Here is a 24912-nt window from a genome sequence, read left to right as displayed (position 1 = left end):
AAAATGTATACCTTTCAGAGCAATTCTAACTTAATCCATCCGTGAATTACAGAATATGCACCATCCTTGGTAATTCTAAGTTAATTCATCCGTGAATTACAGAATTTGCACCATCCTTGGTAATTCTAAGTTAAGTCATCCGTGAATTACAGAATTTGCACCATCCTTGGTAATTCTAAGTTAAGTCATCCGTGAATTACAGAATTTGCACCATCCTTGGTAATTCTAAGTTAAGTCATCCGTGAATTAAAAAAAAGAGCGGCATTGCCGCTCTTTTAAACACTCAATAATACTTTAGATCCCGTAACCAGTACGGGATGACTACGTCACTTTTGACTTGCTATCCAGGTATTCACTCTACGCTCTAATAAATCTAGAGGCATAGCTCCGCCACCTAAAATAGTGTCATGGAAACCACGGATATCAAATTTATCTCCTAGTTCTGCTTTCGCATTTTTTCTAAGTTCTAAAATTTTCAGCATACCAATTTTATAGGCGGTTGCTTGTCCTGGCCAAACAATATATCGGCGTACTTCAGATACTATAGCCTCCGGTGGAACCGGGGTTTTCGATTTAAAATAAGCAACGGCTTCGTCTTCGGTCCAACCTTTTGAATGTAAGCCTGTGTCTACAACTAAGCGTACTGCACGCCAAATTTCGGTAACTAAGCGGCCAAAGTCAGAGTAATCACTTTTATAAGCGCCCATTTCTTTTGCTAATAATTCAGAGTATAAACCCCAGCCTTCACTATATGCAGTAAAGCCAGCTTGCGTTCTAAACTCAGGAATGGAAGTTAACTCTTGTGCAATAGAAATTTGCATATGATGGCCAGGATTACCTTCATGATAAGCAATGGCTTCCATCTCATTTTTTGGCATTGCACTCATATCAGACAAGTGTGCGTAATAGACACCAGGACGAGTACCATCAGGAGTACCCGGATTATAATGTTGGGCAGCGCCGTCTTGTTCTCTAAACGCTTCTACCCGTTTAACCACGAGATCAGCTTTTGGCAAAATTCCAAAGTACATAGGAAGTTGTTCATTAATAAATGCTAAATATGTTTCAGTATCAGTGATGTAACCTTGTCTACCTTCATCGGTATTTGGGTAATAAAACTGTTCGCCTTTATCAACATGCTTGAAAAATTCTTGTAAACTTCCAGTAAAGCCAACTTTAGTTTTAATGGTTTCCATTTCAGCAGTTAAACGGGCGACTTCAGCTAAGCCTATTTGATGTATTTCTTCTGCGGTTAATGACGTTGTCGTATTTGATTTTAAACGGAAGTTATAAAATGCTTCACCATTTGGTTGGTTGCCAACTCCAGAAGCAATTTCGTCAGTATTAATGATGTCAGCTTTAAACCAGGCAACTAACGCTTGATAACTTGGCAAGAAGTTATTCATTAAAACTTTTTTACTCTCTGTTAGTAATTCATCTGCAGTTGCTTGGTCAATAGTTTGTGCTGTTAATAAAGCATTTATTTTACGATTAGCATCAGCCCACAGTGCTGATTCTTGCTCTGCTTCATCAAACGGGGCACCAGTAATTAAATTTTGTGCTTGTTCTATTACACCTTCGTAAGCAAATTTAGGTGGTCTCACGCCTTTTTTAGCACGTTTTTGTGCTCTTCCCAGTAAGGTACTGATTGCAGTTGAAATACCAGCTATGCGTTTATTGTAGGCATGCATATCAGCTACAGAATCAACTTTATGAAAGTTAATTAAAAACTGCGCGGCGAATGCTTGAATACCTTGCATTTGAGTAAACACATAACCATTGTCGGTAAACTGCTCCCCTTCAGCATCTAGCTCAAACTGATAAACCCAAATATCGTATGAAAGTTTTGCTTCATCGGTAAGTTTGTTGTAATCAAAATTCTTCTTTAGCTCGGCAACATTGTCTGCTTGCCATTGCAGTTGCCTTTTTTCTTCAGCTTCACTCATGTCATCAATTTGGTCATACTTTTCTTTTCGACCTAGAAAAGTCATCCAAATAGGACTCATTTGTAGCTGTTTTTCGAATTTTTCCGCGAACCATTCGTTCAAACGTTCGGTTTCAGTTGTTTGGTTTTGTTCGGCCTGAGCAACAGTTTCTACAGCGGTTGATTTTTCAGTGTTAATTGATTGTGTATCTGGTTGGCATGCACCCAATAAAGCGGCGACTCCAAGTAAAGGAAGAATTTTTTGCATCGTTTATGTCTCTATTTTTTTATTATTATGGCTGCCAAATTGGCAAAAATACTTAAAAAGGATAGACGGCTTGTAAGATAAAGCAATAGCGGGCGGTAAATTAGATGTAACATTTCATTTACATCTTATTCACAATTCCAATTTAAGAAATAAATTTATTATATAGGCATACCGCTGTGAAATTTAAAATCTGCATCATCACTGGTAATTAATTCAGCCTCAATGTCACCAAAAAACTGTACTCGTGCTGTTATATCTTTTCCTGCAACTTGTTCGGCTAAAGCAAGATAGTCTTGATAATGACGAGCTTCAGAGCGCAGCAAAGAAACATAAAATTTATTCAGTTCATCATCTAAATGTGGGGCGAGTTTGGCAAACCGTTCACATGAACGCGCTTCAATATAAGCGCCACATATTAGTTTATCGATTAATGTTTCAGGCTCATGAGTTTTAACATGCTTCATCATGCCTTTGGCGTAACGTCCTGCACTAATGTTGTCGTAAGGAATGCTACGGTTTGTCATGATCTCTAAGACTTGATAAAAATGATGAATTTCTTCTTTAATCAGTAAAACCATTTTATCAATTAAATCTTGGCCGTAAACAGAGTTACTTCTTGGAACAATTGCTTTTGATAATTTATTGGCCTTGGCTAATTCGGCTAAACTGCCCTGTTTTTTATAAATAAATTGCTCAAAGGGAGATAACCAAGCTAGCAACGCAGCACCACTTTCTTTATCAACAGCGTATTTTCTTATTAACCACATTGCAGTTTGTGCAGCTTTTAGCTCACAAATTAAATGATCCGTTAATAATAACTGTAAATTTTCAGGCTGTTTCGCTTTTTCAATCCACTGTGAAGGGGTTTCACATTTTAAAAAGGAGTTGATTGGTGCCAATAATGCTGAGTACATACTTGCTCTCTATATCTGTTTTGCAGAGTTTAGCATACTGAATTTATAGAAAAACCAGGAAACTTTCAAAAACAATTATATTTACAAAAAAGTTGCTAATTTTTACGGTAACATTTAAGTTAAAGGCATAAATTCCAACGAGCTTTTTCACTTAAGGAAAGCTATTAGATAAAGCTAGGATTATATGACAACAAGCCAAGTAAATCGTAGATCAAAGGGTGAAAAAACCCGCCTAAAAATATTATTAGCCGCAATAGAAGTCATTGCTGTTTCAGGTATTAAAGGTACAACGCATAGAGCGGTTGCAGCCAAAGCAGATACTCAACTGTCATTAACAACATATTACTTTAAAGATATTAAAGAACTCATAAGAGAAGCAATAACTTTAAGCTCTAAAACTATTCTTAATTCAACTCAAGATGAATGGGAACAAGTGTTTAACTTGCTTGATAATTTTGATGCTGCAACCTTGCGTAAAGTCTCGGTAAAAGAACAAGTTTGTAAACAATTGAGCATTATTGCAGCAAATCATATGTATGATAACATCATTAATAATCCGACCAGCCTGGCGGTAGAGCAGGTTTTCTTTACTGAAATGCTATACTCCGAAGAGCTTAAAGATCTAGCCGATAAGCATATAAGCTCATTGTTAAAACCATTTACTCGTTTTGCGGCTTACTTTAATAAAGTTGATCCTGAAATCGATGGTGAATTAACGGTAATTGCAATTACTCGTATTCAGTATAAATATTTAGCCACGCCTAAAGATGAGGTTAACTTTGATGAGTTACATCGACTTATAAAGCGCCAAATAAGCTGGGTAATGGGTTTGAAGCGCCAATAAAAATAATAAGAAAGTTAACAAATAAAAAATTAGGGATTATTTTGAATTATCAGCATTTATTAGACCAACAAAAAGAATATTTTAATAGTAATGTAACTCGCGACCTTAATTGGCGTATCCAGCAGTTAAAGCAAGTAAAGCAACTTGTTATTGATAACGAAGAAGCCCTGTTAAAAGCATTAAAAACAGATTTGCAAAAACCCGAACAAGAAGCTTGGACTACCGAGTTATCTTATATTACTGGTGATGTAGACCATGTTCTAAAACATTTAAAAAAATGGGCTAAACCACGCAAAGTTAAAACATCTTTAGTTGCAATGCCTGGTAAATCGTTTATCCAACCAGAGCCGCTTGGCTCGGTATTAATAATGGGTGCTTGGAATTACCCGTTGCAGTTAGTTTTTGCCCCATTAGTGGCCGTAATTGCCGCAGGTAATTGTGCTGTAATTAAGCCTTCAGATTTAGCCCCTGCAGTATCAGCTATAATCGCTAAATTAGTACCTAAATATTTAGATAACAGCGCTTTTGCCGTAGTTGAAGGTGCCATTCCTGAAACTACAGCGCTGCTAGAGTTACCTTTTGATCACATTATGTACACTGGAAATGGTGCTGTAGCCCGGATTGTTATGGCGGCTGCAGCGAAACATTTAACCCCGGTTACATTAGAGCTTGGTGGTAAAAGCCCCGTTTATCTAGATAAAAGTGCAAATATTAATATTGCGGCACAACGCTTAGCTTGGGGGAAGTGGATGAATGCTGGACAAACTTGTATTGCTCCAGATTATCTATTAACAAGTGAAGAGCTGGTTGAACCTTTAGTTAATGCTCTTATCAAACAAGTAAATGAGATGTTTTCTCAAGACCCTTCGACAAGTAATAGTTACGGACGTATTGTAAACCAACGTCATACCGAAAGACTTTCAACTTACCTTGATAGTGGTGAAGTAGTTTTTGGTGGAAAGTTTGATATTGAGAACAAATTCTTTCAACCGACAATTGTTGTCAACCCGGCATTAGACTCAAAGCTAATGTCAGAAGAAATTTTTGGTCCAATATTCCCAATTATTACTGTGGATAACTACCCTGCCGCAAAAGAGTTAGTAATCAATAGAGAAAAACCGCTAGCGGCCTATATTTTTAGCAAAGATAAAAATCAGCAAAATGATTGGGTAAATACCATCAGCTCGGGGAGCCAATGTGTTAATGATGTAATTATGTTTAATGCTGTACCTGACCTTCCATTTGGTGGCACAGGCCCAAGCGGTATGGGGCAATACAGTGGAAAAAGTGGTTTTGATAATTTTAGTCATTTGAAATCGGTCCTTAAACGCCCATTTTTTAAAGACTTACCGGTACGTTTTGCACCTTATACTGATCTGAAATTTAAATTATTACGTAAAATTAGATAATTTACTTGTCCTGAATTTATTTCAGCATCCATTTATTCCAGCTAAAGGCAAGTTATAGTCCCCCTATTACTTGCCTTTGCTATAATAAGACCTTCATTTCTAAAAATTAAGACTATCGATGAGCAAAGACGTTAAAAAACTATTAGCAAATCATGAAAATTTAATCCATAGCGAAGGTTTAAAGGTTCTTTCTCATGTACAACGCCAAGAAGATGATTGGTATATAAATACATTGATGCTTGAAGGTATTGATGTACCATTCAAATACAAACGCAAGCAACCCTATAAATCATTAAAGGGTACGCAAGTAAACCTTACCTATTACCCTGAAATAAATACCGTTGCTGGTTTAGAGTTTGAAACAATGAAAGTCGTAAGATTGAAACAAAGTTAATTCTTAACTAAGTAATGAATTACCAATACATTCCATTTCGGCTCACTAAGCAATTACGAAGCGCATAGATCCTGAAATGAATTCAGGACAATCCAAACATACTATTTTTAACAACCCCCTTCCAAATATAAGTAGGTCATGAAATATATTCAGGATAGTCAACAGTATCTATTTCGTACAGAAATCAACAAAACCTGAAAAGATCCTGAAATAAATTCAGGACAACCCAAACAAGCTATTTCCCACAAAATAGCTTTTTTTTCGGTTGTTTATCAAACAAGTCTTGACGAATTGTTCAACATGCTACATAACTAATATAAGCAGATTATAAAAATATAAAAACATACATAGCGTATCTGCTCAGAAGTTGCTCAATAGATGTCTATATTACGACAGTTTTTTGGGTATGGGGATAGCAAAAGAGGAAGTTATAAATGATATTGAATCACATTTGGGGCTTATATGCCCATCCAAAAGAAGAATGGAACGACATTGATACCAAGCATGAAAATATGCTTTATGGCTTAACTCATGTCTTACTGGTTGCACTAATTCCATCAATTTGTGGTTATTATGCCGCAGCGCATATTGGCTGGAGTATTGGTGCTGGCGATCCTGTTAAAATTACTGAATCTAGTGCGTTAATTTTAGCAAGTGGCATGTACGCAGCTATCATTGCCGGGGTGTTCTTACTAGCTTATTTAATCCAGTGGATGGCGAAAACCTTTGATGCCACTCCAAACTTTACTCAAGCACTAGAATTAGCCGCTTACGCTGCGACTCCTGTATTGATGGTAGGTTTAGCTGCATTGTACCCAGTGTTATGGTTTGTTGCTTTAGCCGGTATGTTAGCAATAGCCTATTCTGTTTACCTACTTTATTCAGGTGTACCAATTATGATGCACATTCCGGAAGAGAAAGGCTTTATTTATGCAAGCTCGGTTGTAACGGTTGGTTTAGTACTACTTGTATGTATTTTAGTCGCTACCGCCATGATGTGGACTTTGGGCTTTGGCCCTGAATTTATGGGTTAGCATTAATCATTATCGACTCTAAAATTAAGGCGCTTTACAGCGCCTTTTTTATTAAGTAACGAATCACGAATACGCTGCACTGTGAATACGATAATTTTTACCTTTGAATTAGAATACTATCGAAGCATAGCGGCTCCGAAACAAAGCGTATTCAAATCGTGAAGTAAAAAAGGCTGCAAATGCAGCCTTTAAACGTTTTAGCGTGAAGTTGTTAAAACTACTCTGCACCTTCGTTATGTAGATCTAAAATAGAATCAGCTTCTTTATCTGAGTCTTCTTTAGTATCGTTATTACGTAAAGCATCGAGTTGTTCAAGGTAATCATGATCGATATCTTGAGTAATGTAATGGCCATTAAATACTGATGTTTCAAATTCTTTAATGTCTTTATTGCCTTTACCAACGGCACTGATCAAATCTTCTAAGTCTTGGTATATTAGTTTATCTGCACCGATCAACTCACAAATATCTTCGTTTTCACGACCATGAGCAATCAATTCATTTGCACTTGGCATATCAATGCCATATACATTAGGGAAACGTACTTCTGGCGCTGCTGAAGCAAAATACACTTTCTTAGCACCAGCTTTACGTGCCATTTCGATGATCTGGCCAGATGTTGTACCACGAACAATAGAATCATCAACAAGTAACACATTCTTACCTTTGAATTCTGCCCCAATGGCATTTAACTTACGTCTAACTGACTTTTTACGTTCAGCTTGCCCTGGCATGATAAAAGTACGACCCACGTAGCGATTTTTTACAAAACCTTGGCGATATGGAATGTTTAATTCGTTGGCAATTTGTAAGGCTATATCACACGATGTTTCAGGAATTGGGATAACCACATCAATTTGATCTTCTTCCCATTCACGAGATATTTTCTTACCCAAAGCAGTACCCATTTCTACTCGAGAGCCATAAACAGACATTTTGTCCATTGTTGAATCAGGACGTGCGAAATATACAAACTCAAAAATACAAGGATTGTAAGCTGGGTTTTGCGCACATTGCTGGCTAAATAACTGACCATCTTCGGTAATGAAGATGGCTTCACCTGGTGCAACGTCACGAATAAATTCAAAGTCACAAGCATCTAATGCAACCGATTCAGAGGCAACCATGTATTCTGTGCCCTTTTCAGTTTCACGTTTACCAAAAGCTAGTGGTCGAATGCCATGTGGGTCACGAAAAGCAACTAAGCCATGGCCAACAATTAACGCAACAGTTGCGTAAGCACCGCGCACATGACGATGTACGTTACTTACCGCTTTGAAGATTTCTTCAGGGGTAAGGTCTAAACTATCAGACTTTTGTAATTCGTGCGCAAAAACATTCAATAATAACTCTGAATCAGAGGTAGTATTTACATGACGACGAGCGTTATTGTATAACCACTTGGCAAGTTCTTCTGCATTGGTAAGGTTACCATTATGAGCTAAAGAAATACCGTAAGGCGAGTTTGAAAAAAACGGTTGTGCTTCAGAAGAGCTAGATGTTCCAGCTGTAGGGTAACGAACATGCCCTATACCAATATCACCTTGTAGTCTAAGCATATGTCTAGTGTGAAAAACATCTTTAACTAAACCATTACCTTTTCTTAGTCTAAATTTGTTATCACTAATTGTAACAATACCCGCGGCATCTTGGCCGCGATGTTGAATTACAGTTAAACCATCATATAAAGCTTGGCTTACCGGTGATGTACCTACGATGCCAACAATACCGCACATGAATCTTCTCTCCGCAAGAATATTGAATTAAGTTAGAAAACTTGAGGTGGTTTTGATGTAATCAAAAAACCACTCGATTACTACCCTAAATTCAGGGATTAAAACTGCCTGTTGCCACCAAGTACTTGATGGTGCTGGAGTAAATGCATCCATGAAAAAGAGGATTGCACTTACAACTAAGGCCCCTCTTAATGCTCCAAATGCTAACCCAAGAACTCGGTCTGTACCAGACAATCCAGTTTTTGTTACTAGTTGCCCAATCAAATAATTGATCACCGCACCTAGAATTAAAGTTGTTACAAATAAGATTGCGACTGCCGCTGCGTTTCTAAACATCGGGTCGTTTATATTTGTTAAATATGCAGCCAAGTCTTGATAAAAAGTACTCGCTACAAAAAAAGCAGATACCCAAACAATTAATGACACCGCCTCTTTAACAAAGCCTCGGACTAAACTGATCAGCGTTGATATGCCTATTATTATTAGGATGGCATAATCGATCCAAATCATATGCAAATTTTCCTACTTTTGTTGCGGCGCATTCTACCGAATCACCGCTTTAGTTACTACTGATTTATTGCTTTATCTAACAAATGACATTACTTGTCGATCGGTTGATAAACAGCAATCCTGCCTTGTACACCACTTAACTGTTTAAGTTTCACTAACTTAGCTTGTAAGGATGCTTGACTAATTTCCGGGCCAATAAAAACTTTGGTTAAATTACCGGCTGCAGTTTTAATTGGTTTGGTAAATACCGTATAACCTGAAGACTTTAATTTTTTAACTAATTGCTCAACATTTTTCTTGTGTTTAAAGCTGCCAAGCTGAATTACATAGGCTTGAGTCTTTTTAACTGAAGGAGGTGTGACATTAATAACTTTAGGTTTGTGCTGTACGGCTGCATTTGTTTTGGTATTAGGCTTTTCAGCCGGCTTGGCCACAACTTCAGTACTTGCTTGCTTAATCGGTGCGTTTATTGGCAGTTCATCTACAGACAATGTTGTTTTTTGCTCATTATTAGCATCAAGCGCGATATCTTCGGCTAATGGCTGAGCTTTGTTCAAGGTTGAGAAATCTTGGTTCGGAAATGCTTTAATGTCAATTTGTTGAACGGTTTTTGCACCATCTGGTACAGCTTCAAATTGCGCTTGATAGGCTTGTTTTTCTCCATCAAAGACATCGGGTAAAAATATAATTGCAGCGGCGGCAACTATAATAGTCCCCACTATTCTGTTTTGAAACGGCGTCGACAAAACGGCTCCTTAAGTCTTATTTAAAACCTGATTTTTTAATTTTGGCTACAGTGAAAAACGAGCCAAAAATTAGAATCATGTCATTATTGTCTGCATTAGCTAAAGCTATTCTATAGGCATCATCAACATTGTCAAAGCTATTACATTTAATATTATCATCTTTAAGTATTTGATTCAGTTTTTGCTGCTTTGCACCTCGATGTACAGACAAACTAGATACATACCAAAAATCAACACAATCATACATTTCAGATAAGGTGCCTTGTATATCTTTATCGTCTAACATCGCCGCTATGGCGTGAACTTTACCTTTTTGATTAGCCTTCACAAATTTATTAAGATATCGCGCCGCATGAGGGTTGTGGCCAACATCCAATACAACCAAAGGTTCAGATTTTACAATCTCAGTTCTACCTTCAAGTTTTGTGGTATTAATCCAATGAACAACTTGTTTAGGCTTAAAATTTATACCTAACTCATTCAGTACCATTAATGCTGTGGCAATATTGTCACGAGGAATAAACGGCGCAGGTAAATTTGCGATTAAAACCCCTTCGGCTTGCCACTGCCAATGACTGGTTAAGTTTTCACTTAATAGATGAAAATCCTGATTTCTTATTTTTGCTATACAGCCTATGTCATCACAATAATTTTTAACACTCTGTGGAACATTCAAGTCACCAATAATAATGGGAGTATTTACCCGAGCAATGCCTACTTTTTCATAGCCTATAGCTTCTCTGGTGTTACCTAAAAGAGCTTGATGATCAATATCAATACTAGTAATGACGGCAATATCAGCATCAATCACATTTGTTGCATCAAGCCTGCCACCTAAACCCACTTCTAAAATCAAGAATTCCGGTTTAACTTTTTCGGCAATTAACAGTGCCGCTAATGTAGTATATTCATAATACGTTAACGATATTTCTTTTCGAGTTTGTTCAATACGTTTAAAAGCTGCGATCAAACTTTCATCGTCAATTAAAACTTTGTTGATACGCAACCGCTCATTAAACTTTTCAATATGAGGAGAGCTGTATACTGCAACGCTGTGCCCTTCATCTTGCAAAGCATTTTCAATAAACGCACAGGTTGTGCCTTTACCGTTCGTACCAGCAACAGTAATGATTTTTGAAGGTGTTAAAGAAATATTCAATCGTTGCACAACTTCTGTGATACGGGACAGCCCCATATCTATCTCAGTTGGATGAATAGACTCCAAATAAAAAAGCCACTCATCTAGGCTGGCTAGCTGCAAGTGGCTGTTTAATTGATTCATAAAAATCTTACAAATTAAATGGTTGGTTCTGGGTGACCCATAAATTTAGCTATCATGCGAGCAAGAGTTGAACGCATTTGACGGCGATCAACGATCATATCGATAGCACCGTGGTCAAGTAAGAATTCAGAGCGCTGGAAACCTTCAGGTAACTTCTCACGTACCGTCTGCTCAATAACTCGAGGACCGGCAAAACCAATTAACGCTTTTGGTTCACCAACATTGATGTCACCTAGCATAGCTAAACTAGCCGATACACCACCCATAGTAGGGTCAGTTAATACAGAAACAAAAGGTAAACCTTTTTCACTCATTTTCGCTAATGCAGCACTGGTTTTAGCCATTTGCATTAAAGAAATAAGTGCTTCTTGCATACGTGCACCACCGCTAGCAGAAAAACATATTAATGGTAAATCATGTTTTAAACATTCTTCAGCAGCTTTAACAAACCTGGCACCTACAACCGATGCCATTGAGCCACCCAAGAAAGAAAACTCAAACGCAACTGCAACAACAGGCATACCAGCGAGTTCACCACGAAGTGCAACTAGAGCATCTTTTTCACCGGTTGCTTTTTGTGCTGCAACGATCCTGTCTTTATAGCGTTTAGAATCTTTGAATTTAAGTTTATCTTGAGGTTCTAATTCTTTACCTAATTCGGTTTTTTCGCCTTGGTCTAAAAATGATTCTAAACGTTTACGTGCAGTAAGGCGCATATGATGATCACATTTTGGACAAACACCTAATTGGCGTTCTAATTCAGCGGTGTATAACACAGCACCACAAGAATTACATTTGCTCCAAACACCTTCAGGGATATTACGCTTACTAGAAGACGATGTTTTCGGTTTTGGTAGAATCTTTTCAATCCAGCTCATAATTTGAGTATACCTTTATATTGGTAATTATTTTCAGCCGCGTAAATTGCTTCATTTTGCCACTGAAATATTAGTTTTTTTGCTTATCGAAAATGAAATTATCAGATCAATAAACTTATAAAATAAATTAGCGCCAATTTAACCATAAATCACCTAGTGATTTACAGTAAAAACTGGTCTGTTTTCTCGTATTTTACCTTAAAATCAACACTTTTGCCTAACTTTTAAGCAATAGTTAAATAATTTTATAAAAATAATGGGCCATTTTCGGTCTGTGGGATATTAAAGTGCTCGGGATAATCAACTTCGATAAAGTACAGGCCGCCTGATGGAGCTGTCATCCCTGCCTTGCACCTGTTCTTATGTGCAAGTACTTCATCAATCCATTGTATAGTTTCAATTTTTCTGCCAACACGCATTAAACTACCTGCAATATTTCTGACCATATGATGTAAAAAAGCATTAGCTTTTATATCTATAACCACATATTCGCCTTGGCGAAAAACATTACAATGAATAATGGTTCTTACTGGCGAGTGGGATTGGCAATGGACTGTGCGGTAAGAAGTAAAATCATGCTTACCAACCAAATGCTGCGCAGCTTCATGCATTAAGGTTGCATCCAATTGGTCGTGGCAATGGCTTAAACCTTTATAAAAAATAGCCGGGCGTTTGCTGCCATTATAAATAATGTATTTATAACGTCTTGCTGTAGCACTAAACCGGGCATGAAAGTCTTCAGTTACCGGTTGACTCCATTTTACCGATATATCTTTTGGTAAATTAGTATTTACTCCTAACGTCCAAGCACGGTCGCCTCTATCGACTGGTGAATCAAAATGTATCACCTGCCCGGTTCCATGTACGCCAGTATCGGTGCGACCGGCGCAAACAATTTCAGTTGGTTGATTTACGACAACCGATATTGCTTTTTCTAACTTCTCTTGAACACTAGCCACATGGCTCTGACGCTGCCAACCACAATAATTACTGCCATCGTATTCAATGCCTAATGCTATTCGCATCTATTACTAACCTTTTAGTTCGACCCAGCTCATATCAATCTGGTTAAATATATAAGCAAAAATAAAATTTTCGCTATTATCGTCTATTTTACTTATCAATGCTAATGCCAAATACAACGGCTGGAAACAAAAACACCGGCATTTGCCGGTGTTTAATTTGGTTTGAATTAAAAACTATTTAATTGAATACAATAAGTCCTGAGCTTGCTGTTGTTGTCCAGAATTGCCTAGCTTCATCACACTTTTTAGAATAACTGCAGCGTTATCTAGATCACCTATTTCTATATAAACCTGTGCTAAATCTAATTTAGCATTAACGCCATGCTTATCATCATCGACGTTAACATGGTTTACTTGTGAAGTGAACTCTGGAAATTCATCTAAACCAACATCAATTTTATGATGGTCAAAAACGCTTTCATCTAACTCTTCAGCCAAGGCTGATTCTTCAAGTAGCGCTTCAACTGCAATAAACTCTTTTTCTTCTTGGTTCGGTTTTATTTGTTCAACCACATCTTGAATCGCATGTTCTTTAACTTCGGTAGTTCTTCGTAGCTGTGTAACATTGTTCGGTGGCTTAATGTGTTCTGATTCTGCTGATATCTCTGCTAATAATTTATCAAACTCAACATCATCATAATCATTAATTTCATGTACTTCAGAGCTGCTTTCTTTTGAAACCTGTTCATTAGTCTCATCCGGAGTAACTAATTCTTCTAATGGCTCTCTGGCTGAGCGTAGCTTAGCTGGTTTCGATTCTTCATCAAGCATATCGTCGATGATTTGCTCAATATCTAAATCGTCTTCAGTTGCTTGAATTGTTACATTATCTTCATTGCGATTATCTTGCACGCCTCCAGGTACTAATTTAGCCAATAAATCTTCGTCATCTAATATTTCAGCATCAGGTTTCTCAGGAGTTAACTCCATCGCTGTAAAAGCAGTTACTACATGCTCATTTTCAGAAGGTGTTGGTATTGGTTCAATGGTATTAATTTCAGCACTTTGTTCTACAACATCAATTTGCTCATACTTTTCGATAGCAACAGTGGTAACTTCAGCATTTTCATCAATTGCCTCTTTTACACTTTCTTTTATCGTCAGCTCTGATTTTTCTAGTTGCTCTGTTTTAACAGAAACGTTATCTGTAGCATTTACATTATTTACAGTTTGTTCTATTTTTTTACGACGAGACACCAGCACAAATAAAATAACGACTAATATCGCTAATAAGCCGTTAATAGACCAATACGTTATTGGGTTATTAAATAAACCTTGCTGATGCTCAGAAAGTTTACGTTGTTGTGCCAATAACTTTTGCTCTCGCGTTTTTACTTCTTTAAGCAGTGCATTTTGTTGCGCTAACTTATCGTCCATTTGTGCTTGCATTTCAGTTGCTTTTGCAACTTCGTATTGCAAGTAAGACAATTGGTCATCAACCGAACTTAAGCTTTCTTTAAGTTCACTATTTTCAGCTTTTAAAGTTTCTACAGTGCCAAGGTCAGCTTCCTGTTCAACGTTAAAAACATGTGCAATGGTGTTAGGAGTAGATGATTCGACATCAACAGTTTCTGTGGTCTCTTCATTAGAAGTATTTACTTCTACTTCTTCTTTTACAGTGAGTTCTACAGCAGAAGTATCTTCAATAGAGGCAACTGTCACTATCTCTACTTTCTCAGTTAAATCTGTTGTTTCCATCTCCGTCGTTACTGTTTTTGTATTGCCATATGGGTATGGGGCAACTTGGCGTATTTCTTCAAGTGTAGGGATACGGAGGAACTGTCCCTCAACTAATGTATTTATATCGTTTCGTAAAAATGCATTAGGATTGGTATTAAACAACGCCATCATAACTTGGTAATTAGATACGGTACTATTTGGACGATTGGCAACGGCTATTTTCCACAACGTATCCGATTTAAGAATTGGCCCATATGAGGCTTTATTATCTTCATCAAAGTTTGGGCTAGAAGTATCAGTTGTTTGATTGGTTGCACTCAGTTCAGAGTTTTCATCTTGAGCTGTCGCATGTATAGGGGCAGTCAATATGAGCAAAACACAAATTGAATGTATTATCGTTGTAAATAACGATTTATTGTTATTGTCAGCCATGAAAAGATCCGTCCTATTCTGAGGCAATTTTATACATTGCAGCAAAGAAGGTCTAGAATTTCTTTACTGCTTAATCAGATACTATAAACCAGAAATAACGCGGATTCTATTAATATTTTCCGAGTTGATTTCTGGTTTATTTAAAGCTGTTTACTTATATACTCGTTGCCATTCAAAGTGCAGGATTTCAGTGGGAGTTAAAAGCAATTTAGGCAGGCATTAAATTTAGAGAATGGTTGTTCCATTGTTAAAATTAATAATGCGGCATAAATTGCTTTTAAACCCATCGAAGAAGTGCTTGAGCAACACCACTACTTCGTTGCAGCTATTTGTAAGGGAATAACCATTACTACATAACTGCGCCTTGTATTGGAATCGCTCAAGCGCTCTGAAACCTGCATCTTGAATAGTAACGGGTATATAAATAGATTAGCTGTTTTTATAAATAATCTTTAATTAACAGTTCAGCAATTTGAACACTGTTAGTTGCTGCGCCTTTACGAACATTATCTGCAACAATCCACATATTGATACCATTTGGGTGTGAAATATCTTCACGTACGCGGCCAATAAACACCTCGTCTTTACCACTAGCATCACTAACTTGTGTCGGGAAATCTTCATCTTTAGCAGCCAAAACAATACCTGGCGCTTGCGCAAGTAATTCTTTAACTTCTTCTGCAGATGTTTGTTGTGTTGTTTCAATATGTAACGCTTCACCATGGCCATAAAACGAAGGTACTCGAACCGCAGTAGGGTTTACAAGAATGCTTTCGTCGCCAAGTATTTTTTTAGTTTCCCAAACCATCTTCATTTCTTCACGGGTGTAACCGTTATCTTCAAATGAATCAATTTGTGGAATTGAGTTAAACGCAATTTGACGAGAAAATGCTTCGACTTTAACTGGCTTGCCTGATAATAAATCTGCACATTGTTTTGCTAACTCTTCAATAGCTTCTTTACCGGCACCTGATACAGATTGGTAAGTACTTACATTGATACGGTCTATGCCTACAGCATCATAAATAGGCTTAAGCGCGACCATCATTTGAATTGTTGAACAATTCGGGTTAGCAATGATGTTACGGTTACGATAATCGGCTAACGCTTGCGGGTTAACTTCTGGAACCACTAATGGAATTTCTGGGTCATAACGATACTCAGAAGTATTATCAATAACAATACAACCTGCATCGGCAGCAATAGGGGCAAATTTAGCTGATGTTGCGCCACCCGCTGAGAAGAAGCCAATTTGAGCTTGAGTGAAATCAAATGTGTCAGCATCGAGTACTTCAACACTTTGGCCATTAAATTCAATGAACTCACCGGCGCTGCGGCTACTTGCTAATGGATAAAGGGTATTTACCGGAAACTTTCTCTCTTCAAGAATTTCCATCATATGTTTACCAACTAGACCCGTTGCACCTAATACAACTACATCAAATTTTTGTGCCATTATTCTTTCTCTACTCAATTCACTTTACTGGATTAATTTAACTTCGATTTTTAACCGTTAACTTTTTACGTTAAAGCCAAGGTTTTTTAATGTCTCTGACCAGCATTGCTGGGCAGATAATTCTAGCGCACTAAACTCTCTTCTAACAGGGTAATTTTTACGTAAATAGTCAAAAGATTTAATATTCAACTGTTCTCGGAAGATTTCGTCATCTCGCCTCACATCATAAACGTCAAAAATTCTTTGTTTTACAATGTCTAATATGTTGTCAGAAAGTTGATTTTTACATGTAATTTCAGCTTTAGGTAAAATTTTCCCAAGCTGCATTTCTACAGGTTTATTCAGTAGTTTAGATAATGCCTGATAAAGCATCTCTGTTCCACGAGATTTTCCTTCTAAGCTATAACCAGCAATGTGTGCGGTAGTTAACTGACAATATGGTATTAACTCAGTTAATATATTGGGCTCATTTTCCCAAACATCCAAAACCAAATGAGGACCTTTATTATTTTTTTTCAATTGCAACAACGCTTGATTGTCGATTACTTCACCACGACAAGCATTTATCAATATTTGTTTATTAGATAACTCTGCTAGCACCAACTGATCAAACATATGAAAAGTGCTGTGTTTATTATTTTTTGTTATTGGCACGTGTAAAGAGATGATGTCGCATTTTCTAATTTCATCTAATGAGCAAAATTTTCGACTATCGCCAGCTTTTTTGAGGATCGGATCACATAATAAATAGTTAATGCCTAATGCTTCTAACTTTTCAGATAACCGCGTTCCGGTATTACCCGCGCCAACAATGCCAACCGTTTTAGTTATTAAGTTAACGTTTAAACGTTCAACCAATACCATTAGGGCACTAAGGACATATTCGGCAACCGATATGGCATTACAGCCAGGCGCATTGGTAAAAACAATACCTCTTTGCTGTAAATATGCTTGGTCGATATGATCAAAACCGATTGTTGCGGTACCAACAAACTTCAGCGTAGTGTTTAAATGCAACAATTGTTCATTTACTTGGGTAATTGAACGTACAAGTAAAACATCGGCTTCTTTAACCTGCTCGGCAGTTAACTCTCTACCAGCAAACGGCACAAGCTCACCAAAGTCACTGAAAAACTCTTTGGCATAAGGAATGTTTTCATCGTAAAAAATTTTCAAATTTGTTTCTCAGCAAAGGAAATTAATATAGATCTTAAATGAGAGCCCGAATCAAGTTCGGGACGACACTGGTGTGTCGGTTAGAACGGAGGTCTCTCATTTCTCGTTTCTCGTATCTCGTATCTCGTATCTAATACTACAAACAAAAAGGGCCGGGATATACCCAGCCCTTCAAAATAAACAATTAATATTTATTTATATTTTTGCATTACTAACGTAGCGTTAGTACCACCAAAACCGAAGCTGTTTGACATCGCTAGGTTGATTTCAGCATCAAGTTTTTCAGTGATGATATTTAAGCCTTCAGCTTTTTCATCTAACTGATCAACGTTAATTGAAGGAGCGACGAAGTTGTTCTCCATCATTAACATAGTGTAAATAGCTTCATGAACACCGGCAGCACCTAGTGCATGGCCTGTCATTGCTTTAGTTGCAGAGATCATTGGCGAATCATGACCAAATACTTCTTGAATTGCACCTAACTCTTTCACGTCACCTACTGGCGTTGATGTACCATGCGTGTTCAAGTAATCTACTTTGCCCTCTACGCCGTGCATTGCTTGTTGCATACAACGTACTGCGCCTTCACCACTTGGAGCTACCATATCGTAACCATCAGAAGTTGCGCCGTAACCTACAATTTCAGCATAAATGTGTGCGCCACGAGCAAGAGCATGCTCTAGTTCTTCAACAACAACCATTCCGCCACCACCAGAGATAACAAAACCGTCGCGGTTAGCATCATAAGTACGTGAAGCAAGTTCAGGCGTATCATTATACTTAGTAGATAACGCGCCCATACCATCAAACATCATAGCTAGTGAATAATCTACTTCTTCACCACCGCCAGCAAAAACAACATCTTGTTTGCCTAATTGAATTAGTTCTGCAGCATGACCAATACAGTGAGCTGATGTTGCACATGCTGAGCTGATTGAGTAGTTCACACCTAAAATTTTATATGGTGTCGCTAAACAGGCAGAACACGTACTCGACATAGTTTTAGGTACTGCATAAGGACCAACACGACGAATTCCCTTTGCACGAAGCGTATCTGATGAACTAATTACGTTCATTGAAGATGCACCACCAGAACCAGCAACTAAACCTGTACGAACATTAGAAACTTGCTCATCGGTTAATTTTGCATCATCAATTGCTTCTTGCATGGCGATATAAGCATAACCTGCAGCATCACCCATAAAGCGCATAACTTTACGATCTATGTGTTCACTTGGCGTAATGTTAGGTTGTCCCCAAACTTGGCTTTTTAAACCATTTTCATCAAAACTTTCAGCTCGGCTGATGCCTGAACGGCCATTTTGTAAAGAATCTAGTACTTCGTTTGCATTGTTACCTATACTAGACACAATACCAAGACCTGTAATAACTACACGTTTCATATATTTAACCATCGTTAATTGATTTAATTGTGCGTATCATACTACGAAAAAATCTCTATCTGGTCTGTCCAGTGTACACTTGTACGCTGATTTACCATAGACTTTAGTAGATAATCGCTCGACTAAGGGTTAAAATTTAACAAAATTAGCAAGTTATTGCACTATTTTTCGTTCAGCTTTAATAACAAGGTTTCTGCTTAGTGGTACAAATAAAAACAGCAAATGTAATTTTTACTGAAGATGGTGCACCATTTTCTCAAGAATTTGATGATATTTACTTTGATAGTAACCAAGGCTGCTCACAAAGTGTACAAGTGTTCATCGAAGCAAATAATATTCCACAAGTTTGGCACACTTATGGTGAGGAAACATTTGTTATCGCTGAAACCGGTTTTGGCACAGGCTTAAACTTTTTCCTTACATTAGAGCGCTTCATAAATTTCAAGCAACAAACTGGCTCACCCTTAAAGCTTCACTTTATCAGCACGGAAAAATATCCATTAAGTAAGAGTGACCTTGCTAGTGCTCTAGCATTATGGCCGGAGCACGCCAAGTATAGTAATGAATTACTCTCACAATACAATTTGAATGAGCAACTGCAAACGTTTTCATTTACAAATATAGAGGTGGAGTTAACAGTTATATTTTCTGACTCCGCAAAAGCATTTGCCAGTTTAGAGGTAGAGCACAAAGGTTTGGTTGATTGTTTTTACCTTGACGGTTTTTCTCCGGTTAAAAACCCTGACATGTGGAATAAAGGCTTATTTTTACAACTTGCCAGGATTGCAAAAAAAAGAGCCACTTTAGCTACGTTTACAGTCGCAGGAGTAGTCAGAAGAGGCCTTGAAGAGGTTGGGTTTAAAGTAAGGAAAATTGAGCATGAGGAAGCTTCGCAGGCAAGCAGTGAAAAACGAGCTGAAAAATCACAATCTTTAACCGCTACCTTTATTGGCTTACGTAAGGGCAAGCCATTAACAGGCTTTAAAGTGCGGGGCAAAGTTGAAAGCTCTAAACACGCGACGATTATTGGTGGAGGCTTAGCCAGTGCTTGTACGGCTCTTGCTCTGGCAAAGAAGGGCATTCAAGTCACATTATTATGTAAAGATGAACAGCTCGCGCAAGGAGCATCGAGTAATGCCATTGGCGCTGTTTATCCACTGCTGCACCAAAATAAAGACCCGTTAAGCGACTTTTATCAACAGGGCTTTGAACGTTCAATGATTTTATATCAAGAGCTATTAACGCAAGGATATCAGTTTAGCCATGGATTTAACGGTCTTATTGAGGTGTCATATAAAAATGCATTAGTAAAAAGGCAAACCCTGTTTTGCCAAAAAGAGGCCTGGCCGGTAGATTTAATTCACGGCATAACTGCTCAACAAGTTAATGAAATTAGTGGTATTGAAGTGAATCACCCAGGCTTGTATATGCCAAGAGCGGGTTGGGTTTGTCCACCCGAGTTAGTTAATGCAATTGTGCAAGCAGCTGTAGATACCGGCAAGGTTAAAGTAAAAACCAACAGGAAATTTGTAGCTGTAGAAGCTCTAGATAACGATCGGTGGCTGTTAACAACTCAAAAAGGGAAAAAGCAAGAACAAAAACAAGTGCAAAATTTAATTCTCTGCTCTGGCGCAGACAGCTTAGCAATTGATGCCTTAAATGACATGCCACTATCCATTGTACGAGGTCAGGTTAGTCAAATGAAAACCAATGAGAAGATTAATAATTTAAAAACAGTGCTTTGTCACAAAGGTTATTTAACACCAGTAAATGACAATGTACATTGTATAGGTGCAACATTTGATAAAGACGATAGCGATTTATCGTCACGTACTATCGATGATACCTACAATATTGAGATGCTGGAGCGTTGTTTAGGTGATATTGGTCAATGGACCAGTGAGGACGTACAAGCGAGTAAAGCAAGGTTACGCTGCTGTACTCCCGATCATTTACCCCTTGTTGGCCGTTTGCCTGATGTTGAATTACACAAACAATACTATGCTCATTTACGTAAAGATAAGAACTGGCATTACACCCAAGCTGCACCATTAAAAAATGGTCTTTATGTATTAACCGGACTAGGAGCCAGAGGGCTTTGTTCAGCACCATTACTTGCCGATATTCTTGCCGCCGAAATTTGTAACCTTGATTATCCGGTAAATGAAGAAATGCTATTTAATTTATCACCAAACCGTTTTGTTATTCGCGATTTGATCAAATCAAAAAATTAACTCGCCAGTTATTTACTGTTCATATGAATAAAAATAAGGCTTTAGTGCTTGCCAAAAGTTGCTTACAAAAATTTTATCTTGCTCTGAAAGCTCAGCTTGCGAAGCGGTCAATTGCCCATCAACTTTATTATATAAAGCAACGGATAGTGGCTGTTGAAGTGTGCCAAATTCAACAGCCGCGACCTCTAAAAATCCTCGCAAGTAGCTACTTGCAAATAGTTGATCATCACAATCTAATTCAATTAGGCCATCAAAATAGCTAAATAATTGCTCAAGATTTTCTATATTTTGCATCAGTGTTAACATTATTCAACTTCTATTTTATAAGCCGGGACTGGCGACTGGGTATAATACTTGGTCATGAAAACCGGTGACTACGGGAATAAAACCGGTTAGTTCTTTATCTAGCTGTTGATCTCCGGTATCAACAATTAACGGTCGATGATTAAGCGCTTGTAGTTTGCTTTTGGTGGCGACAACAATAATATTTTCAGTGCCAATAGCGCGTATAACACGAGGACTTAGTTGTTGATTACCTCGACCAAATATATGACCTTGACCACCAATAACTGTAACGACCAACTTGGTCTGCAATTTTGAATCAACTATAAATTCAAATAATTCATTTTCAATAATATCACTACGTAATAATTCTTGCTCTTGCAGTAGGTCTACACCTAATAGCGTATTATCGATAGCAAGTTCTTCCATAATAGCTGCAACTGTTGAACCAGAACCGATCACAAACAGCTCTTCATCCATAAGCTCAATAACATGCGCCGCAATATCCATTAGCACCATTTCATCGGTTTCTTTACCTCCCGACTTTACCGCTTGTATATATTGTAACTCACTAGGGATTTGCATTTCACCATAACGCCGAGCTTTTACAATACCGCGTCGAAATGCATTTTCGTCAATATCCATTACATCGGCATCGGTAAATGACACCAGTTCATTATTTACCATTTGCTCTACTACTCTACCAGCTGCCGTTGGTGTTAATGCATATACGCCAGAATGAATCTTACAACCTGCCGGAATTCCTAGCACAGGAAAATAACCATCAACTTGGTGGCAAACATTGCGAGCAGTACCATCACCTCCGGCAAATAATAACAAATCGACACCTTGCTGTTGCAGTGCTTTAACCAAGTTCTCGGTGTCGTCCGGGCTGGATTGTTGACCACTGTAGTGATAAATCAGCTCAACATTAAAGCCCAATTCTTTAGCTGTAGTTTCACCCATCTCATCATTGGCAGTATAAATAGTAATTTTATCTTTATATGGAAGCAGTATTTCTAAAGCCAATTTAGCTCGTAAGTTAGCTTTAGGCTGAGCCCCCAAGCCTAGTGCAATTTGTGTAGTGTCTTTACCATCACTGCCCTTTAACGCAACACTTCCACCAATACCTGCTATAGGGTTGACTAAAAAACCCAACTTAAATTGTGTCATACTAAATTACACCTTCCATAGTTAAGGCTGTGTTTATACATGTAGGCTCTATAGGGTGATTAAACTCAAACATTTCTTCGCTTAAAATCAAACCAGGTTGATAAAAATCAATAAGCGCTGCAATGAATAAACCGGCTCTTTTGGGAAAACCATGCTCCAGGTAATGCAGTACTTGCGCAAACACTTTACATTGAAAACCATATCTATCGACTTCTATACCAGATAAATTATCAGCAGATACATTAAATTTAAAGCCACAGGCAATACAAAAAGCCCATTCTAACGCTTGTGGTTTAATTTCAACTTGTTCAAATTTCTTTTGTTGTACTGCATCACGGCCATCAGGCGCATACCAGTAACCAAAATCTTCTAGTAAGCGTCGCTCTTTACCAGCAATACACCAATGTGATATTTCATGAAATGCACTCGCATAAAACCCATGAGCAAATATAACCCTGTGCTGGTTATTGCGTTCATCTGCCGGTAGATAGATAGGTTCATCATCACCTTTTACTAAGCAAGTATTCTCTGTGAGGGAGAATTGTGTTGCAAAGATGTTGATTAAGTCTTGATAATTGTGCGTCATGGAAGTTATTAATATCAGTAAATTGCTCGCATTTTAACAATAAAACCTTACAGCGTAAATCAGTACAATTAATTGTTATTTAACCTGATCTAATAGCTACTTTACGATATAGTACTTCAACTATAAAAACCACGAACAGAGAACCAATGATGAAGAAGCTTGATGATGTCGACTTGCAAATATTAACCTTGTTATTCAAAGATGCGGACATCACCAACAAAGATCTGGCTGCAGCAATTGGCATAGCCCCGTCAACCTGTTTAGAGCGAGTTAAGCGATTAAAAACAGCGGGAGTGATCAAGGGCTCATTTATCGACGTAAATTACAATACCATAGGTGGTAATATCCAGGCGATGGCAGCGATTCAATTACAACCCTACTCAGAGCAAATTGTAAATTCATTGCGCGATGAGCTTTTACCTTTACCTGAAATTGTCAGTATGTTTCATATGGGCGGAGCATTTGATTTTTACATCCATATGTCGGTTAAAGATACTGAACATTTACGACGTTTTGTGTTTGAAGCGATAACCTCGCGTGATGAGGTTACTAATGTGGAAACAGCACTCGTTTTTGAGCATAGTAGAAGCGCGGCAATACCTAATTTCAGTTAAGTAAACCAGAGGGTCAGAGTCAAGTTATTGAAAAGTAACTTGACTCTGACCCTAGTTTTTAGACCCTAACGATTTAACCGTCAAAGCTAAATGGTTTATAATCTTTCTCATCAGGTGTTATTTTTAAATACAATTCATCGGCACGCTCTCGAGCACTTTTGATTTGCTCTCTAGAGAGCTTTTTAGAATCCAAGTTCATACTTTTCTCTGCCGGCTCATAACCATTAAATGCAGCAACTCTATTCCAAATATAAGACATCTCCATATTTTTGGTAACACCTAGGCCATCAAAATATAACAATGCCAAATTAAATTGAGCTAAGGCATAATTTTGCATTGCTGCATCTTCATACCAAATTGCCGCATTGCGATAACTCTGAGTTGTAACCTCACCTTTTTGATACATTACAGCTAAATTATATTGAGCAGCAGCTAAACCTTTATCAGCCGCTCTACGAGTATATTCAAATCCTTGTGTTGTGTCTTTTGTGCACCCCCTACCTTCAAGGTACATTTGCGCCAAGGAAAACTGAGCTTCAGCTATACCTCGATTGGCAGCTCGCGTGTATAATTCAAACGCTTTAACCTGATCTCTTTTAACACCTTGACCATTTTCATAAAGAGCTGCCTGGTGGTACAGCGCAGGTGGGTAGCCTAATTCAACGAGTGGCTTTAACTCTTCTACAGCCTCAATAAATTCGCCTCTATTGATCAAATCTAAAGCTTCATCATAACCAGATAGTGCCGGACCAGTAACAGCCATAAAAAATATTAAAACGAAGAATTTTTTAATAGAAACCATTCTGTTAACTCCTAAAATTAAGTATTACTATTATAGTCTAAAATACTCATCTAACGAGTAATTTTTTACCAAAACTGACGAATCAATTCACGCTATTCAAGGCTCACATCA

At 37.8% G+C, this 24912-nt stretch carries 22 protein-coding genes; 6 read left to right on the top strand and 16 right to left on the bottom strand.

From position 1 onward, the window contains the following. Positions 1 to 326 precede the first annotated feature (326 nt). Together RI844_RS19910 and miaE are read right to left on the bottom strand one after the other, a co-directional pair. Positions 327 to 2192 (bottom strand): DUF885 domain-containing protein, encoded by a 1866-nt coding sequence (locus RI844_RS19910; RefSeq protein ID WP_348396389.1) that lies wholly within the window; start codon positions 2190 to 2192, stop codon positions 327 to 329. Positions 2193 to 2350: 158 nt separating this feature from the next. Further along, a complete protein-coding gene (miaE, locus tag RI844_RS19905; RefSeq protein WP_348396388.1) occupies positions 2351 to 3106 on the bottom strand; it encodes a tRNA isopentenyl-2-thiomethyl-A-37 hydroxylase MiaE in 756 nt (251 codons plus the stop codon). A 184-nt stretch (positions 3107 to 3290) separates the two neighbouring features. On the opposite strand from miaE, the gene RI844_RS19900 reads away from it, so the two are divergent. The 4 genes from RI844_RS19900 to RI844_RS19885 all read left to right on the top strand — a co-directional run bounded on the left by RI844_RS19900 (position 3291) and on the right by RI844_RS19885 (position 6787). Continuing rightward, entirely contained in the window at positions 3291 to 3950 is a 660-nt protein-coding gene (locus tag RI844_RS19900; RefSeq protein ID WP_348396387.1) for a TetR/AcrR family transcriptional regulator, read from the top strand. 41 nt (positions 3951 to 3991) lie between these two features. Further along, positions 3992 to 5359 (top strand): aldehyde dehydrogenase family protein, encoded by a 1368-nt coding sequence (locus RI844_RS19895; protein ID WP_348396386.1) that lies wholly within the window; start codon positions 3992 to 3994, stop codon positions 5357 to 5359. Positions 5360 to 5477: 118 nt separating this feature from the next. Beyond that, complete coding sequence (locus tag RI844_RS19890; RefSeq protein ID WP_348396385.1) at positions 5478 to 5753, top strand: hypothetical protein; 276 nt, start codon at positions 5478 to 5480, stop codon at positions 5751 to 5753. Positions 5754 to 6187: 434 nt separating this feature from the next. Continuing rightward, a complete protein-coding gene (locus RI844_RS19885; protein ID WP_348396384.1) occupies positions 6188 to 6787 on the top strand; it encodes a Yip1 family protein in 600 nt (199 codons plus the stop codon). Between the two features lie 217 nt (positions 6788 to 7004). On the opposite strand, the gene purF is transcribed toward RI844_RS19885, so the two are convergent. The 10 genes from purF to fabB form a co-directional block, all read right to left on the bottom strand. Next, positions 7005 to 8522, bottom strand: coding sequence for an amidophosphoribosyltransferase (purF, locus tag RI844_RS19880; RefSeq protein WP_348396383.1), 1518 nt, complete (start codon positions 8520 to 8522; stop codon positions 7005 to 7007). A 27-nt stretch (positions 8523 to 8549) separates the two neighbouring features. Then, on the bottom strand, positions 8550 to 9032 hold the full coding sequence (locus RI844_RS19875) for a CvpA family protein (protein ID WP_348396382.1): 483 nt from the start codon (positions 9030 to 9032) through the stop codon (positions 8550 to 8552). Positions 9033 to 9121: 89 nt separating this feature from the next. After that, positions 9122 to 9778 carry an SPOR domain-containing protein gene (locus RI844_RS19870; RefSeq protein WP_348396381.1) on the bottom strand — a complete coding sequence of 219 codons (657 nt, stop codon included), beginning with the start codon at positions 9776 to 9778 and terminating at the stop codon, positions 9122 to 9124. A gap of 16 nt (positions 9779 to 9794) precedes the next feature. Next, complete coding sequence (folC, locus tag RI844_RS19865; RefSeq protein WP_348396380.1) at positions 9795 to 11060, bottom strand: bifunctional tetrahydrofolate synthase/dihydrofolate synthase; 1266 nt, start codon at positions 11058 to 11060, stop codon at positions 9795 to 9797. Between the two features lie 14 nt (positions 11061 to 11074). Further along, the gene (accD, locus tag RI844_RS19860; RefSeq protein WP_348396379.1) at positions 11075 to 11938 is read right to left on the bottom strand and encodes an acetyl-CoA carboxylase, carboxyltransferase subunit beta; all 864 of its coding nucleotides are present in this window, start codon (positions 11936 to 11938) and stop codon (positions 11075 to 11077) included. A gap of 245 nt (positions 11939 to 12183) precedes the next feature. Next, positions 12184 to 12963, bottom strand: a complete 780-nt coding sequence (gene truA, locus RI844_RS19855) for a tRNA pseudouridine(38-40) synthase TruA (RefSeq protein ID WP_348396378.1) — start codon at positions 12961 to 12963, stop codon at positions 12184 to 12186. 174 nt (positions 12964 to 13137) lie between these two features. After that, entirely contained in the window at positions 13138 to 15075 is a 1938-nt protein-coding gene (locus RI844_RS19850) for a FimV/HubP family polar landmark protein (protein ID WP_348396377.1), read from the bottom strand. 439 nt (positions 15076 to 15514) lie between these two features. After that, on the bottom strand, positions 15515 to 16531 hold the full coding sequence (locus RI844_RS19845) for an aspartate-semialdehyde dehydrogenase (protein WP_348396376.1): 1017 nt from the start codon (positions 16529 to 16531) through the stop codon (positions 15515 to 15517). Positions 16532 to 16588: 57 nt separating this feature from the next. Further along, on the bottom strand, positions 16589 to 17707 hold the full coding sequence (locus tag RI844_RS19840) for a 4-phosphoerythronate dehydrogenase (protein WP_348396375.1): 1119 nt from the start codon (positions 17705 to 17707) through the stop codon (positions 16589 to 16591). A gap of 191 nt (positions 17708 to 17898) precedes the next feature. Then, positions 17899 to 19110 (bottom strand): beta-ketoacyl-ACP synthase I, encoded by a 1212-nt coding sequence (fabB, locus tag RI844_RS19835; protein WP_348396374.1) that lies wholly within the window; start codon positions 19108 to 19110, stop codon positions 17899 to 17901. Positions 19111 to 19310: 200 nt separating this feature from the next. Between fabB and mnmC the strand changes: the two genes are divergently transcribed. Then, a complete protein-coding gene (gene mnmC, locus RI844_RS19830) occupies positions 19311 to 21344 on the top strand; it encodes a bifunctional tRNA (5-methylaminomethyl-2-thiouridine)(34)-methyltransferase MnmD/FAD-dependent 5-carboxymethylaminomethyl-2-thiouridine(34) oxidoreductase MnmC (protein WP_348396373.1) in 2034 nt (677 codons plus the stop codon). Positions 21345 to 21356: 12 nt separating this feature from the next. Here mnmC and RI844_RS19825 read toward each other — a convergent pair whose 3' ends face one another. The 3 genes from RI844_RS19825 to RI844_RS19815 are packed head-to-tail and all read right to left on the bottom strand — an operon-like array spanning position 21357 to position 23385. After that, positions 21357 to 21650: a YfcL family protein gene (locus RI844_RS19825; protein WP_348396372.1), complete on the bottom strand. Its 294-nt coding sequence runs from the start codon at positions 21648 to 21650 to the stop codon at positions 21357 to 21359. A 15-nt stretch (positions 21651 to 21665) separates the two neighbouring features. Further along, positions 21666 to 22799 carry an ATP-NAD kinase family protein gene (locus RI844_RS19820; RefSeq protein WP_348396371.1) on the bottom strand — a complete coding sequence of 378 codons (1134 nt, stop codon included), beginning with the start codon at positions 22797 to 22799 and terminating at the stop codon, positions 21666 to 21668. 1 nt (position 22800) lies between these two features. Next, complete coding sequence (locus tag RI844_RS19815; RefSeq protein ID WP_348396370.1) at positions 22801 to 23385, bottom strand: elongation factor P hydroxylase; 585 nt, start codon at positions 23383 to 23385, stop codon at positions 22801 to 22803. A 146-nt stretch (positions 23386 to 23531) separates the two neighbouring features. On the opposite strand from RI844_RS19815, the gene RI844_RS19810 reads away from it, so the two are divergent. Then, the gene (locus tag RI844_RS19810; protein ID WP_348396369.1) at positions 23532 to 23999 is read left to right on the top strand and encodes an Lrp/AsnC family transcriptional regulator; all 468 of its coding nucleotides are present in this window, start codon (positions 23532 to 23534) and stop codon (positions 23997 to 23999) included. Positions 24000 to 24072: 73 nt separating this feature from the next. Here RI844_RS19810 and RI844_RS19805 read toward each other — a convergent pair whose 3' ends face one another. Continuing rightward, on the bottom strand, positions 24073 to 24801 hold the full coding sequence (locus RI844_RS19805) for a tetratricopeptide repeat protein (RefSeq protein WP_348396368.1): 729 nt from the start codon (positions 24799 to 24801) through the stop codon (positions 24073 to 24075). Between the last annotated feature and the right edge of the window lie 111 nt (positions 24802 to 24912).

It is taken from the genome of Thalassotalea fonticola, from assembly GCF_032911225.1.
GTDB lineage: Bacteria > Pseudomonadota > Gammaproteobacteria > Enterobacterales > Alteromonadaceae > Thalassotalea_A > Thalassotalea_A fonticola.
The sequence above is the reverse complement of the archived record's forward strand: the minus strand, read 5'-3'. Positions and strand labels throughout refer to the sequence as shown.